Annotated in this window: 8 protein-coding genes, 1 tRNA gene and 1 other RNA gene; 9 read left to right on the forward strand and 1 reads right to left on the reverse strand. The window is 38.9% G+C overall.

Annotated elements, in window-relative coordinates; genetic code table 11:
* Positions 1–86 precede the first annotated feature (86 nt).
* The 5 genes from M5121_RS07635 to M5121_RS07655 all read left to right on the forward strand — a co-directional run bounded on the left by M5121_RS07635 (position 87) and on the right by M5121_RS07655 (position 13,171).
* Positions 87–989: a recombination directionality factor gene (locus tag M5121_RS07635; protein ID WP_249570815.1), complete on the forward strand. Its 903-nt coding sequence runs from the start codon at positions 87–89 to the stop codon at positions 987–989.
* 395 nt (positions 990–1,384) lie between these two features.
* Positions 1,385–10,582: a tandem-95 repeat protein gene (locus M5121_RS07640; RefSeq protein WP_249570813.1), complete on the forward strand. Its 9,198-nt coding sequence runs from the start codon at positions 1,385–1,387 to the stop codon at positions 10,580–10,582.
* Positions 10,583–10,584: 2 nt separating this feature from the next.
* On the forward strand, positions 10,585–11,331 hold the full coding sequence (locus tag M5121_RS07645) for a hypothetical protein (protein WP_087537392.1): 747 nt from the start codon (positions 10,585–10,587) through the stop codon (positions 11,329–11,331).
* Between the two features lie 220 nt (positions 11,332–11,551).
* Positions 11,552–12,427 carry a hypothetical protein gene (locus tag M5121_RS07650; protein ID WP_087537391.1) on the forward strand — a complete coding sequence of 292 codons (876 nt, stop codon included), beginning with the start codon at positions 11,552–11,554 and terminating at the stop codon, positions 12,425–12,427.
* 39 nt (positions 12,428–12,466) lie between these two features.
* The gene (locus tag M5121_RS07655) at positions 12,467–13,171 is read left to right on the forward strand and encodes a hypothetical protein (protein WP_087537390.1); all 705 of its coding nucleotides are present in this window, start codon (positions 12,467–12,469) and stop codon (positions 13,169–13,171) included.
* Positions 13,172–13,510: 339 nt separating this feature from the next.
* Here the strand turns inward: M5121_RS07655 and M5121_RS07660 are convergent, their stop codons facing one another.
* Complete coding sequence (locus tag M5121_RS07660) at positions 13,511–14,725, reverse strand: tyrosine-type recombinase/integrase (protein ID WP_087537389.1); 1,215 nt, start codon at positions 14,723–14,725, stop codon at positions 13,511–13,513.
* Between the two features lie 315 nt (positions 14,726–15,040).
* Between M5121_RS07660 and coaD the strand changes: the two genes are divergently transcribed.
* From coaD to M5121_RS07680, 4 genes are all read left to right on the forward strand, one after another.
* Entirely contained in the window at positions 15,041–15,532 is a 492-nt protein-coding gene (gene coaD / locus M5121_RS07665; RefSeq protein ID WP_004663488.1) for a pantetheine-phosphate adenylyltransferase, read from the forward strand.
* On the forward strand, positions 15,533–15,796 hold the full coding sequence (locus tag M5121_RS07670; protein WP_004663486.1) for a YfhL family 4Fe-4S dicluster ferredoxin: 264 nt from the start codon (positions 15,533–15,535) through the stop codon (positions 15,794–15,796).
* Between the two features lie 26 nt (positions 15,797–15,822).
* Positions 15,823–16,178, forward strand: an RNA gene (rnpB, locus tag M5121_RS07675) — RNase P RNA component class A.
* Positions 16,179–16,240: 62 nt separating this feature from the next.
* Positions 16,241–16,317, forward strand: a tRNA-Met gene (locus M5121_RS07680).
* The last annotated feature ends 5 nt before the right edge of the window (positions 16,318–16,322 follow it).

Here is a 16,322-nt window from a genome sequence, read left to right on the forward strand (position 1 = left end):
CCCCAACAGGTATGGGATTTTTTATGCCCAAAATTTATTTACCCGTATTTAAACACCATTTCAACATCTATATAGAGGACATCACCATGATTAAAGGTCTCGCAATTACACCACCTGTTTTAGGTCGTATTAGCATCGGCAAGATTGTCGAAAAGAACGGCAAACGCATCCCTGAAAAGGATGACCAATTTACCATTACCAGCCAAATCCAGAATAAGGATGGCTGGGTCAAACATCCACTAGATGAACAACTTAGAGCTAAAGCACCGAACCAACACCAAAAGTTAAGAAGCATTCCTGTGCGTATGATCTTTAATGATCCTGAACTAAACTTGCGGGCAGAGTACAGCCTATTTGACCGCCAGACTGGACGCTTGATCTGTTCAGGCAATGGGGAAACCTGTCAGCGACTTGGGCAAAATGGCATTGAACAGCATCTATGCCCATCCCCTGATTTATGTCCATTGGCACAGGGCGGGCTGTGTAAGCCTTATGGCAGACTCTACGTCAATTTAGATGAATCAGATGAATTTGGCACATTCATCTTTAGAACCACAGGTTTTAACAGCATACGGACTTTGGCGGCACGGCTTCGTTACTATCATGCAGCATCGGGTGACTTGCTTTCGTGTTTGCCATTACAACTGACTTTAAGAGGTAAAAGCACCACACAAAGTTACCGTACCCCGATCTATTACGTGGATTTAACTTTAAGGGATGGTGTGAATTTGCAGGAGGCAATTAGCTCGGCCAAGCAAATTGATGGACAGAGCAAGGCAGCAGGCTTTTATCAGGAGGCGTTGGATCATGTGGCACGGCAGGGTTACGGCAATGCCAGTTTTGAGGTGGGCGGTGACGAGGGTCTAGATATTGTTGAGGAGTTTTATACGGATGAATCAAGACCAGAACAGCATCAGCAAGCCTATGATTTGACTCATGTACAGGATATTCAGAAAGGTTTACAGCAGTCGGTGCAGGCTTTGAATTGATTTGGTAACAGCAAAACTAATGGGATTATTTGTTAATCGCGTCACTTGGTCAGCTAGGGAAGTCAATCAATAGCTAGGAGGCTTATGCCTCCTTATTTTTTTTAGAAAAATACATATTTTACTCTTATATGTCAGTTTTAACTTAGAAGCTACAATATATTTAAAATGGCTTTGTTGCATAAATATCGGGAAGATAGACTGACTCATCTTTATTTTTATTTATGCAACAAAGCCAATTTTTATTCTAAGTAATAGAAATGATTTTAATTATTTTATTGACTTTGTTAACATTTGTAATGCAATATATATCTTTTAAAACATATAGTTAAGTAAATGTTAACAATGTGTTTTTATTTTTAAATTTTAGTTTACTTGGGTATTTAGGGGTGGTTTCAATGCGATCTAAAAGTGTATTGCAGTTTTGTGTTGCCTTTTTTTTATTGGTTATTAGCTTAACGTTACAATCACTCGCAAATGCCAGCTTATTTTTAACTCCTAAACATGATCACCATCATAATCATCATTCATGTCACGTAAATCAACATAAAAAAGAGTGCATATTTAAATCAATTGCACTGCCAATTGATCAATTTAATGATGCTTCAATTAATCAAGTATTTACCTTAACACAGCATGTTCCAAGTATTAACCAGACAGGTTTTTCATGGATCAACTGGCAAGGTGAAAAAGGTCTATTACCTGTATTAAGCGAGTTAGCGCAAAATAATCCATCTCAAAGTTACCATAATCCCTTTGACCAAAAAGATAAAACACCGAATGTAAATGATTGGATGTATTCAGCATCATTAAGTGATATTGAAAATATTGACGTTGCACTAAAATTTAAACTCTTCCATCAAAAGAAAGAAGTTTGGGTTCCACTATGGAAAGCTCAATCTACTTTGCAGGAACAAGAAGAATGGGGGTGGAATAAAATTGTAGGATGGGTAAGTAATGTAACTTGCAAAATTGGTTTAGGACATTGTGAAGACCGATTAGTCTATCAAATCGGTGGTTATGCCGTTATTGATATAATAGATGTTGGATTTACTTATCAAAATAATAAAAAAATACCTTGGATTAAAGTCGTCTTTAAAGGTTTTAAACACTGTTTTAATACCCCACCAGATGCAACAGATATTGATGTTGTAACGAATGAAGATCAAGCTGTCGCAGTTCAGCTTAAAGGAAGTGATGCTGACAATAATCCATTGTCCTATACCGTGAGTACACCACCAAAACATGGAAAATTAGAAGGCAGTGTGCCAAACCTAAGCTATATTCCTGACCCAAATTTTGTAGGTCAGGATGAATTTTTTTATACGGTAAATGATGGTTCTGAAAGTACGACAGCAAAAGTAACCATTACAGTCAAACCAGTGAACGATGCGCCTATTGCCCAAAATCAACAATTAACAGTGGCAGAAGATCATCCACTTAATCTGGTTTTAACAGGTACAGATATTGATAGCCCTAATTTGAGTTATGCCATTGAGAGTCAGCCTTTACATGGAAAGGTGGTTCAAGTAGGTGGTCAATATCAATATATTCCCGACCCTGATTATGTTGGAGAGGATAGTTTTAGATTTTCAGTGTCTGATGGTGAATTATCAGCGAGTGGTTTGATTCAGATCACGGTGACACCTGTCAATGATGCGCCTGTAGCACAGGCATTTGATATTGAGACAGCAGAAGATACAACAGTTGAAATTCAGCTTAAAGGCACCGATCCTGACAATGATATTTTGACTTATACAATAACAAATAGACCACAACACGGTATTTTGGTGGGTTTTGGACAAAATCTTCAATATATTCCACACCCAAACTATTTTGGTAAAGATGAATTTACCTATACAGTCAATGATGGGCAGCTCACTAGTACGGCGATTGTCAAAATCAATGTATTACCAGTCAATGATATGCCTGTTGCACCAGATATCGAATTGACCGTCAATGAAGATGGAGAAGTGAAACTCCCATTGCCTGAGCTTGATGTTGATGGAGAGCCTGTTAAATATGAATTTGACGATCCACGTAATCAAATTGATGATTTTATTTGGATTTCAAATTCAGGTGAAGGAACAATATCAAAAATCAATGTAGATAGTGGTGTAGAGCTTGCCCGTTACCGTACTGGTCCAACAACTGCTGGAAATCCATCTAGAATTGCAGTTGACTTAGATGGTCATGCTTGGGTAGGTAATCGTGCCAATAATACCATTACTAAAATTGGTTTAAAGGAAAAGGGACAGTGTATTGATCGCAATCATAATGGTGTGATTGATACATCTACTGGATCTCAAGATATTAAGGCATGGGGCGGCTATTTTGGTGATGGTCAAGGTGTGAACAATGCCTCAGATGAATGTATTTTATTGCATGTGCAGGTACAAAAACAAAATATTGCAACCCCAACAGATATCCGTATGGTTGCAGTTGACAAAGACAATAATGTCATTGTGGGTGGTACAAATATTCGGTCTGTATTTAAGATCAATGGTCAGACAGGCGAAGTCATTAAAGGGTTGAATACGGCTGGTTCTTTTTATGGTGGGTTTGTTGATCAGTATGGTCGTACATGGGCAATTTCACGTTACTCAGGTCGTGGTGTCATTATTCGAGTGGATGCTGCTTTTGAACAATCAGAACTGGTTGACTTAGGGCAAGATCTTTATGGGATTGCACTGGATAAAGAAGGAATTGTTTGGGCGGATTCTTTAAGTTCACCTGCAATTGTTGCGTATGATCCTAAAAATCCATCACAAACCAAGATTTTTTATCAGCAAAATCGATCTGGTTCATGTTATGCACAGGGCATGGTATTGAATACCAGTGGAGATATTTATATTGCAGGTTGTTTGAATTCAAATGTTGTTGGGCATTATAAAAAACAAATCAAAGCGGATGGCAGCTTTGACCTTAAATTTATTGCAAATTATGTTGTTGGAGCGGGTCCGACAGGTGTGGCTATTGATAAAAATGGTGCAGTTTGGGCGTCTAATTATTATGGCAATAGTGTGTCACGTATTCAGTTTAATGCAGCAGGCTCAACTCAAATTCAAAGTTTCCCTGTAGGTGTAAATCCCTATAACTATAGTGATATGACAGGTTATTTCCTAAAAAGCTATACCTCTAAGTTGATTGGTGGTATCGAAGGGACTTTGCCGAATTTTGTCTATAAACCTGCTTTAGATTTCAATGGTACAGAAACGATTTACTATAAAGCTTATGACCATGCAACAGGTCAATATGTTTCGGGCAAAATCATTATTCGTGTAACACCTGTAAATGATGCTCCAATCGTAGAGGACAGCAGCTATAGTTTAAATGAAGATGCGAGTGTAGGTTTCGATTTGCTTGGAACGGATAAGGAAACAAGTACTGACCAACTTGTATTTAAGATCACGCAACAACCAACATCTGGTACGTTAGAGGGATCGGGCAGACGTTGGACATATAAACCAAATCCAGATTTTAATGGCACAGACTCCATTCAATATACAGTCAGTGATGGTCAGGAAACCAGTGTTGGAACCATTAGCTTTAATGTTGCGGCAGTGAATGATAGCCCAGTTGCTCAGGCTTTGAATATATCTGTAGATGAAGATCAATTCGTTGCAATAAAACTGCAAGGCACAGATGTGGATGGTGATACGCTCAGTTACAGTATTATCAGACCTCCTGCTTCTGGTGTTGTGACAGGTCAGGGACAGGATTATGTTTACACACCGAATGCCAATTTTAGTGGTACAGACACTTTTGAGTATGCGGTCAGTGATGGCAAATTAGTACATAAAGCCATCGTGACAATTGTTGTTCGTCCAGTGAATGATGCACCTGTAGCCAATAATCAAGAGATTGAAGTTCGTAAAAATAAAACGGGTTCAATTGTACTGACTGCTACAGATGTTGATAGTGCCAACCTAACTTATCAGCTAAGTTCAGCACCAAGTCATGGTACGATTACAGGAACAGCGCCGAATTTCGTTTATACCCCAGCGACTGGTTATGTGGGAGCAGATGAGTTCCAGTTTACAGTGAGTGATGGAACCTCAGTGGGTACTGGACGAGTTCAGATTCAGGTGGTGGATACACCAAACCGCTTGCCTGAATGGCAATCTGTACCGCCTACGCAGGCAGAAGTGGGGACATTGTATCAATATAGCTTACAGGCGACAGACCCAGATCAAGACCCAATTGCCTATCATTTAGCAGCGAATGCCCCTCAAGGAATGAGCCTTAATGGCAATGTAGTGTCATGGACACCACAGGAAGGGCAAGAGGGCAATGTTGAGTTCCAAGTTGTTGCAACAGATACTGAAAATGGTTCAACAGTTCAAACTGTGAAATTAACAGTACAAGCACGAAATGTTGCACCTGTGATTCATTCAAAACCGAGCTATAGCACTACTGCCGCTAAGCCGTACAAATACCAGTTGGTGGCTGATGACGCGAATCAGGATAAATTAACTTATAGCCTTGACCACGCACCTGTAGGAATGAAGATCAATGCTGAAACAGGATTGTTGACATGGGAACAGGCGGTTGAGGGGCAATACAATATTGTGGTCAAAGTCAGTGATGGTCGCTGGATTGTATCTCAGAGCTATACATTGACTGTAACGCCACCACAACCACTTTCAGTTGAAATCGTTGTACCTGATCAAATCAAGCTCAATGAAGCCTTTAGTATCAAGGCACAAGTCGGTGGTTCGAGTAGTAATACCACAGTTCAACTCTGGGTTGATGGCGTGGAGGTTGCCTTAGATAATAATTATCAAACGACATTAACCCTGTCTCAATCGGGACAGCATACTGTTACCGTGATTGCTAAAGATGGAACTGAAACTCAAACCAAAACCATCAATATTTGGGTGACGGATACCTCTGATACAACAGCACCACAAGTCACATTAAATGGTTTGGATAATCTAGCTACGATTACGAAACCAACCTCAATTATGGGACAGATTTCTGACCAGAACCTAAGCCATTGGACAGTGAGCTTATATGATGTTGATGGTGAGGGGCGAAGCGTTTGGACCAAAGAGGGACAGGGGAATATCAATGGCGAACTTGCTGTAATTGATCCAACCTTATTGGTCAATGGGGTATACACAGTTGTGGTTCGTGTGGTTGATATTGGGGGTAATGTCACAGAAGTAGTTCGTGACATTATTATCGATGGCAAGATGAAAGTAGGTGAACTGGCATTTACCTTGGAAGATGCTGTGATCCCGATGCCAGGTCTAGATATTAGTTTACAACGAAGTTATGACAGCCGTTTAGGACATCGAGTGGGTGATTTTGGTCACGCATGGAGTTTGGGCATCCAGCAAATGCAGATGCGCCAAAGCCGTCCGATTCATACAGGTTGGGAAACCTATATGAAAAGTATATTGCTACAAACTTCGGGTACACAGTTGGGTACGATTTGCTTACGTCAACGTAATAGCAGACCATTGCCAACAGTCACTGTGACTTTACCTAACGGTGATGTTGAAACATTCCAAGTCGAATTGGGTTGTGCATCAGGACTTCGAGACCGCAACACAGGCGAGATCATTCAGGGCAATTCATTCCCTGTGACATTTAAGCCAGTGGGTGATACCCAAAGTCGTTTTAACATCACAGGAGAAACCACAGTTTCAGTGATTAATGGACGTTGGTCATCATCATCAGTCCAAGAAATTGATGACAATGGCAATGTTGACTACCTCTGGTATATCCCGAGTGAATTTAGTATTACCACCCAAGATCAGGTGAGCTATTACTTTAGTAAAACTCAGGGCATTACTAAAATTGTTGAACCAACAGGAAATACCCTGACCATTAACCGTAATGGCATTTTCCACAGTACAGGTACTGCAATTCAATTTGTACGAGATAGTTCAGGGCGAATTACAACTACAACCCTGCCAGATAACACAACGTGGAAATATGAGTACGATTCAGCAGGTGACTTAGTCAAGGCGATTGCACCAAATGGTGTAGAGAATCTTTATGTCTATAACGGACAACATCGTTTACTCAAGATTACTGACAAGGATAGTAACTTACTTGCTGGTTATGAGTATGATGCCGATGGACGCTTGATTGCGATGTTAGATAGTAAAGGACAACGCATTGAATTAACTCATCAGCTTGAACAAAGCACCGAACAGGTCAAAGATCGATTAGGGCGAGTGACCACTTATACCTACGATGACTACGGCAATATTACCAAGGAAGTCGATGCACTTGGTCATATCACAACACGTACCTTTAATGACCGCTATGATCAGTTGAGCGAAACCGATGCGTTAGGACATACCATCACATGGACCTATGATGACAAACACAATAAACTGACAGAGACCAACCATTTAGGGCAAATGACCAGTTACAGCTATGACAGCAATGGCAAAATGCTCACCGAAACCGACCATACAGGACGAATTGTTAGCGACAACCGTTACGACAGTTCAGGACAACTGACTGAACTGAAAAATGCGGCAGGACAGACCACCAGTATGAGTTATGGCAGCAGTGGTTTGACAGGACTGACTGATGTGGCAGGTCATACTACAAGCTATGTGTATACAGGTGATAACCTGACGGAAACCACTGACCCAACAGGCAGAAAAACCCGTTACAGCTATGATGCCAACAAACGCAAACTCAGTGAGACCGTAATTTATATCGATGGTTCAGGGGCGGAACGCCAACTGCAAACTCGATTTGAATATGACAGCAAAGGCAGACTGGTCAAACAAATTGATGCTGATGGGGGTATTAGCACCAAAACCTACGGGATAGCTGATGAACTTCTCAGTGAAACCAATCGCTTTGGACAAACTACGACTTACCAGTATGATGTCAATAAAAAGCTAATCCAGACGACCTATGCAGATGGCACAAGCAGTAAAACAGTTTACGATGCCGAAGAACAGGTGTTACAGGAAACAGACCGTTTAGGACGAGTAACACAATACCAATACGACCTTGCGGGACGAAAAACCAAAACAACGTTTGCCAATGGTGCAGTTTTGACCACCCAATACGATGCAGTGGGCAATATCCTGAGTGAAACTAATGCACTGGGACAAAGCACACGCTATGAATACGATGGCTTAAACCGTAAAGTTAAAACCACGGATAGTTTGGGTAATGTCTATACAACAAGCTATGACGAACTAGGACGAGTCAGCAAGGAAACTGATGCTTTGGGACAAATCACCCAACATCAATACAATGCTTTAAACCAACGCACCAAAACCACCTATGCCAATGGCAACAGCATTCAAACTGAATACAATACCTTGGGACAAAAAATTGCGGTCACTGATGAACTCAGTCGCAGAACCCAGTACCAATATGACCTCGGTGGGCGCTTAATTCAGGTGACTGATCCAATGGGACAAAGCACCCGATACAGCTATGACAATGCAGGACATAAACTCAGTCAGACCGATGCACTGGGACGAGTAACCCGTTGGGAATACGATGCTTTAGGACGAGAAATTAAACGCATACTACCACTTGGGCAAAGTAGCAGCCAAAGCTATGACAGCAATGGCTTACTGAGTCAAAGTACCGACTTTAATGGACAGGTGACCCGTTACAGCTATGACAGCAACCAACGCCTTAAACAAAAAAGCTTTGCTGATGGAGAAACCGAAAGCTATAGCTATGATGTCGAAGGACAATTACTACAAAGCCAACAACGTAAAGCAGATGGTACCACCAGCACCAGCTACCAATACGATGCAATGGGTAATCTATTACAGGAAAACCGTAGCACAGGCGATATCCTCAGCTATGGCTACGATCTGGCAGGTAACAAGCTATTTGTGAAAGCCAAAAATGGACAACATGAAAAGATCACGACCTATCAATACGATGCGTTGAACCGACTGATCAGCACCACAGACCATTTAGGCACAACCAGTTACAACTACAATGCCGTGGGTAACCGCCTGAACGAAGTTAAGCCGAACGGTATCATCACAGGCTATGCCTATGATGAACGTAACCGCCTGACTGCGATTGCCCATGCCAAGGCAGGACAAGTAATTGCCAGCTATGCCTATGTTCTGGATGCGGCAGGACAACGCCTCAGCATGATTGAACATACAGGACGCAGCACGATATGGAGCTATGATGCGGCAGGGCGTTTACTTGAGGAAAACATCCAGAACGGACAAAACCCACAGAGTACCCAGTACCAGTACGATGCTGTAGGCAACCGTATTGAACAAACCGTGAACAACATCAAAACCACGTACCAATACGATGGCAATGACCGACTTATAACCGAAGACAAGGCAGGCAGTCTGACTGAATACAGTTATGACCCACAAGGCAATCTACTGAGTGAAACCAAACAGGGACAAACGACCTCTTACCAGTACAATGCGGAAAATGAACTAACGCAAACCCAGCAGGCAGGACAGCAGATCCAGTACAACTATGACTTTAACGGTATACGCACAGAGCAGGACAATAATGGATTCAAAACCCATTATCTGAATGACCACAACATGCCGTATGCGTCAGTATTGATGGAACTGCAAAACCAGCAACCGACAGCGACTTATACCTATGGTGATGACTTGATCAGTTACCATCAAGGCACAGGCAGTCAATACTATCTATACGATGCGCTGGGCAGTACTAGAGGACTGACCAATGAAAATGGACAGATGACGGATAGCTATAACTACGATGCGTTTGGTGCAAACACCGAACATCAGGGTAGTAGTAATAACAAATACCAGTATGCAGGAGAACAGAAAGACAGTACAGGCAACTACTACTTAAGAGCGAGATACTACAATCCGAACATTGGACGCTTTACCCAAATGGACAGCTATATGGGGCAAAGCAACAATCCGATTACCTTGCATAAGTATCTGTATGCTAATGCCAACCCTGTGATGTATACCGATCCGAGTGGGTATATGTTTAGTCTGTCAGGAGTAATGAGTGGTATTAGTATGCAAGCAGGTTTGGCAACTATGCGTTATGGTGCAGTCTCCATTGGTAGAACAATGTTAGGAGGTTTGACTAAGCCATTATTGGGTAGTTCGGCAATGTCACATGTTAGTGGTGCCGCATTAGCAGGTCTGGTTTATAACACTGCAATAAATTATTGTCAGAAGAATGAAGACTGCAAACCACAAATCCCTATTATATTTTATGGTTTGGAGCATTATGCATTAACTAGTCATATTAGTGATGCTCAATTTGGAGATGGTAGTAATAGTTCTCCTATTAGTGCTTTATTGAAGAGACAGTATAAACCCCATGAAAGAGGATGGTTATCAACAAAGTTAGTTAAAGATATTTGCCCATCTCCTCGCCCTGAAAGTAAGCAATGTGATGAATATCCTTTTGCATCAGCTCAACAAGGAGGGGAAAGCAATTACTTATTAGGAGAGGTATCTTTAAAATTGATAGATGGCTCTACTAATGAGTCAGGAGGTCGATTATTAGGTCGAATGTACAGAAAAGATGGAACATCACATGGAGATAATTATTTGGTTCTAGCAAGTAATCTATATCCGATAAGTTTTTATATTACACGGAAAGGTAAATTTGGGAGATAAATATGGCTGAATCTATATATATTGGGAATATTGATACTTGGCTTTCTCTTATGATGGAACTATCTCAGGTTGAGAGGTATAGGAGTTTGTTAGATTTTTTTGATGAGGATGAATTATCTGAATTAAAAATGGATATTTTAAAAATAATAGATAATTTTAATGCTAATAGAGGGCGGTATGAAAGTTTAATATCTAAATATCCATTTAAATTAACTAAAGCATTTTCTGATTTATGGTTATCAGGGATGGTTGATTTTATTGAAGTTTTTATTAGATTAAAATATAGGCATAAAAATGGTTTTCAACCAAAAGATAGTAGTCACTATGGAGAGGTATTCTATCTTCCATGTAAAGTGTTTGATTATAAAAAGTCTTGTGGTATATATGAAAAGCTTACTAATGCAAGATCTTATATGGAAGAAATATTTGAAGATAAATCATCACAAGAATATTATTTATATCCTAATGACGAATATGGGCTAGTAGCACCAAGCTTAGATTCTCTAAAAAGAATGTATTTAATTGCTGAGGGGGAAGTTGAAGTTAATGGTTCCTTAATTTTTATAAATACTGATAGTTATGTTAGAAATAAGGAATATGAAGTTGCTTTATGGAGCATATCGGAAAGTACAGTAAAAAGATACCCTAATATAGCAGAAATGGTAATGCAAGAAATCGTTTATACTTATTTTTTTAAAAATAATAGAAATGATTTTTCTAAAGAATTGCTGAAAATAATTCAATATTAATTTTTATATAAAGTAATTATTACAATTTTGAGTGTAAGTTTAGGTTGATAATCGAAGTGGTGGGCGATTATTAGGTGGTATGTTAAAAGCTGATAGGACTGTTGCTGGTAGAGATTCTTATATTGTATTGGCGCACTCAATGGTTCCCTTAAGTTTTTATTGGACTCGTAAAGGAAAAATTAGAATGACTAAGGGTATTGACCCAGATATGGAGTAAAAGATGAAACTACCCAAAATATGGAAAAAAGAAATGGAATTTCCAAGAACACCATTAAATGATATTCACTCAGGGTATTCTGGTACACCTGACGTATGGAAAGAATTTTTTATAGAATTTATTGAAAATTATGAGCATTATAAAGATGAGTGTATTCTTTTTGAAAAGAGTGATTTCAGTCAGTTGAAGTCAGAGTATTTAGATTTCATTAAGAGTTCTAATAGTTCAGAAATTAGTAAATTTGTAGATAAGACTGAGAAAAAATTAGGTTTAGTGCTACCAAAGTCATATAAAGATTTTATATTGGCAGGTGGTATTGAGATATCCAAAAAATTTATTTATAAGTTTTTGACTTATAGTGATTTTTTCTCCTTAAACAACATAGATTTTTTGTATAAAGATAGAGATGGATATAGTTCTTATCAGGATATAATTGAAATAAATAATGAAGAATATAGAGAAAATCCAAAAGAATTGGAAAAGGCTTATGAAAATTATTACAAATATCCAAACTATTTTAATTTATTTAAATATACAGATGCTGAAACAGGTATTTTAGATGCTTTTCATCTACGAAATACCGATGATATAGGTTATTTTAGTCGAGGAACTTTACCAGAACATGAGCATTTTAAGAAGAGTGTGATTAATTTAACGGATTATTTAAGTCGAATTTTATTACCATTTGAAAAAACGCAAGATGGGGAGTATGAAGCCTGGTTTTTTGAGGATGGAAACTTTTATCGCTGTAAATCATTTGCAGAAATGTATGTTATTGATTTGTTAGGTGGTTGTGATAGAGTTTTAAGTCAGCAAGGAATGAAAAATTTATATCATGGAAGTTTATCAAAAATGTTCGTAGACATGCCGAGCTGGTAAATCTAGTGTATTAAAATTAATCAATGTTAAGGGTGGTTTGTGCTTGGTTTTTTTTTAGATTTTATTACTATATGTATAATTGGTTTTAACCTTATATTACTTTTTAAGTTTTATAAGGGAAATTATCCTAGCAAAATAGCATTGAACTCTATTGGAAGAGATCAGACGCCATTTCCAATAAATAAAGAAGCCCAAAAGTTGGAAGAAGAATTAGTAAATACTGGCTTTTCTGTAATTGGATATTCATTTTTAGATAACACTTATGTCATGTTTCTTAAGCATACTGAAAACAATATCTCTTGCTTGATTTACTTAAATGATAAATATAAGAAAGTATGTTATGAGTTTTACTTAAAACCATTGATTGGGAAAGAAATTTTTATTGAAAGTTGTGATATGCCTATGACATTTGAACATTTGCATCGAGACCTTTATAGAATTCCTGCAAACTTAACGCCTACACTTGTCTATTTAAGTATTCTTAATAAAATAGGTAATGATGTGTTAGATAACTTGCCAACTTCGATAGATAAATTTCTGGAAATCGTATCAGATTATTTTTCTAAAGATGCAGAATATCAAACTCAACGAGGTTTTCTGTCCAAAATGAAAGCAGGACAAGAATTTCAAAAAATTAGTTTAATGGGAGCTTTTGTTCTTTTATTTCGTTCAGGATTCCCTACAGGATTTTATTTTTCCTATAAAGAACTCAACCGATTTAATAAAAAATTTCTTGGTCTTTAAACTATTACAATGGGTTGTATGGGTTGGTGGAACTACAAAATCAGTAACCGACAGCGATCTATACCTACGGTGATGACTTGGTTAGTTATCATCAAGGGTAAGCCTCCAGTGAACCACCATTTTCGCTCAAGATACAATTCCCCGATAGTGTCCACTCACCAATAAGTGGGCACCTATTTACGGATTTAAAGACAGTTATAGACGATTGTCTGTCCCCCTGTTTGTTGGTGACAGGCATTGTTCAGTTCTCTAACGCCTGTCGAATAGCAATGCACAGAATTTCATCAGAAAATGCCCTCATTTCTTGAATACTATCTTGTACCAGTTTTATTTACAGGCTCAGTCTTTCCAACTGTCAACAATGTCAGCCCAGTCTTGCATCATTTTCCGTCTTTGTTTTAGATGTTTAGAATGATCATAAGATGCTTTAGTTTTATTGGATTCAGCATGTGCTAATTGTTTCTCTATCCACGCTTCCTCATAATCCTTTTCATATAGTAAGGTTGATGCTGTGGCTCTAAAATCATGAGTAGTTACATCTTTAAGACCGATATACTCCAGCATGCTATTTAAAGTTGATGGTGAAAGCATCCCGCTACTCTTTTTGCTAAAAATAGCAGGGAACACCAGAATGCTATCACCTGATATTTCATGCTGCTGTCGTAAAACTTTATATGCTTGATCTGAAATTGGTAGTACATGGATTCTAGCTTTCTTCATCACTTCAATTGGAAATGTAATTAATTTTGATTCAAAGTCTACCCATGACCATTGCATCTTCCTGATTTCTACAGCGCGCAGCATTGTGTATAGGAGAATAAAGCCTGCATTCTTCACAGTTTGTGTGCCATTGTATTTAGGTAGACTTGTTCTTGCTTTATATCGCTCTTCTTTCGTTAATGCTCTTGCATGATTGACACGAGGACGTTTAATTACATCACGTACTGCATAAGTAGGATCATTCTCAGCACGAAGCGTTGCTATAGCATATCGAATAACACCACCAACAAATCTTCTGTTCTCAAGTGCCGCAGAAGCACCAGTAAATCTTCCATTTGATTCTTTTACAACACGATCTACAGTGTTATCAAGTATTTTAAGCACATCGGCTGCTGTTACCTCGTTTACATTCTTCTTCCCAATCACAGGTGAAATATCTTTTTCTAAAGCAATATCAAACTTCCCTTGATAGGTTTCAGACTTTGAACACATTCGTTTCAGCTTAAATTCAGCAGCAATTGTATCAAAGGTATTGGTTGTTTCAGCTAATGCTTGGGCTTTAATATTTTTACGATCTTCAACAGGGTGTATCCCTTTTGCTAGCTTTGCTCTCATTTGTTCTTTTAAAGAACGAGCCTCAGCTAAACTAATAGAAGGGTATTCACCCAAGCTCATTGATGATTCTTTGCCCTGAAAAATAAACTTGAATCGCCATACCTTAGCTCCAGTCGGTCTAATTTCTATATATAGCCGATCAGAGTCTAGTAATCGATATAATTTATCTTTTGGTTTTAAACTTTTGATTTTGGCATCTGAAAGTTTTGTAGTAGCCATTGCAAGTACTTTGAATGAAATGTTACCCGTATTATTACCCGTTTTTATAAGGAATTAAAAGAGACTAAAAAGAACTAATGAAAATAGTATTTATTTTATTTCAATTGCTTATGTTATTTAAGAGAACTGTAAGGAACTATAAAAAACATCAACCATTATTATTTTTTACTACTGTTGCTTGCGCCATAATTCAAACTTCCACAATTACATATATTGTGCCGTAAAATGCAATCTTTTTCCATCGTTTAGCAATTTCGCGTTTAGAGCTAAATTTGTTAAAATATGTACCTTATCTCATTAACTAGAGTACAACGCATGTCTAAAACACGTGTGATTTATCCGGGGACTTTCGATCCAATTACCAACGGGCACGTTGATTTGGTTGCAAGAGCATCAAAAATGTTTGATGAAGTGGTGGTTGCAATTGCAATTGGTCATCATAAAAATCCAGTGTTTAGTTTAGAAGAGCGTGTAGAATTAGCAAAAGCTTCATTAAGCCATTTGTCTAATGTAGAGTTTGTTGGTTTTGATGGTTTGTTGGTCAATTTCTTTCGAGAACAACGTGCAACAGCGGTACTGCGCGGTTTAAGAGCAATTTCAGATTTTGAATATGAATTTCAGTTGGCAAATATGAACCGCCAACTTGATCCTCATTTCGAATCAGTATTTTTAACCCCATCAGAGCAATATTCATTTATTTCATCAACATTAGTAAGAGAAATTGCTCGATTGAAAGGTGATGTGAATAAGTTTGTGCCCGCTGTTGTTGTTGAGGCATTTGAACGTAAACATCAGCAAGGTTGGTAGATGTCTCTTTATATTACTGATGAATGCATTAACTGTGATGTTTGTGAACCAGTATGCCCCAATGAAGCCATTTATATGGGGGAATTGATTTATGAAATTAACCCTGCACTTTGTACAGAGTGCATTGGGCATCATGATCAGCCACAGTGTCAGTTATTTTGTCCAGTTGATTGTATTCCGCTTGATCCTCAGCATGTCGAGTCACAAGATGAGTTGATGGCAAAATATAAAAAATTAACTGCACAAAAAAATGCGAGCAATTAACTTCGATCTTTGATAAGATGCGCCACGAAGTGGGCTGGACGGTCGCTGCTGTGGAGGTCTCCGTGACTGAAGCAGGGGAGGAAAGTCCGGGCTTCATAGGGCAGGGTGCCAGGTAACGCCTGGGCGGCGAAAGCCGACGGCAAGTGCAGCAGAGAGTAGACCGCCTCATTCGTGAGGTAAGGGTGAAAGGGTGCGGTAAGAGCGCACCGCGTGTCTGGTAACAGTTCACGGCAAGGTAAACCCCACCAGAAGCAAGACCAAATAGGAATCCTGAGGTACGGCCCGTACTGGATTCGGGTAGGTCGCTTGAGTGTATGAGTGATTGTACGCCTAGAGGAATGATCGTCCTAGACAGAACCCGGCTTATAGGCCCACTTCTAAGTTTTTTTGAAAATTGTGCTTGACGTGTGTAGCGAAAGTTAAGATAATGCGCCCACAGTTTTCGGCTATGTAGCTCAGTTGGTTAGAGCACCGCACTCATAATGCGGGGGTCACAAGTTCAAGTCTCGTCATAGCCACCATTTTA

Source organism: Acinetobacter sp. ANC5681 (genome assembly GCF_023488045.1).
GTDB lineage: Bacteria > Pseudomonadota > Gammaproteobacteria > Pseudomonadales > Moraxellaceae > Acinetobacter.

Bases quoted from the DNA above. Each gene is read 5' to 3' on its own strand.
- M5121_RS07635 (WP_249570815.1), top strand. From the start codon at position 87: ATGATTAAAGGTCTCGCAATTACACCACCTGTTTTAGGTCGTATTAGC.
- M5121_RS07640 (WP_249570813.1), top strand. From the start codon at position 1,385: ATGCGATCTAAAAGTGTATTGCAGTTTTGTGTTGCCTTTTTTTTATTG.
- M5121_RS07645 (WP_087537392.1), top strand. From the start codon at position 10,585: ATGGCTGAATCTATATATATTGGGAATATTGATACTTGGCTTTCTCTT.
- M5121_RS07650 (WP_087537391.1), top strand. From the start codon at position 11,552: ATGAAACTACCCAAAATATGGAAAAAAGAAATGGAATTTCCAAGAACA.
- M5121_RS07660 (WP_087537389.1), bottom strand. From the start codon at position 14,725: ATGGCTACTACAAAACTTTCAGATGCCAAAATCAAAAGTTTAAAACCA.
- coaD (WP_004663488.1), top strand. From the start codon at position 15,041: ATGTCTAAAACACGTGTGATTTATCCGGGGACTTTCGATCCAATTACC.
- M5121_RS07670 (WP_004663486.1), top strand. From the start codon at position 15,533: ATGTCTCTTTATATTACTGATGAATGCATTAACTGTGATGTTTGTGAA.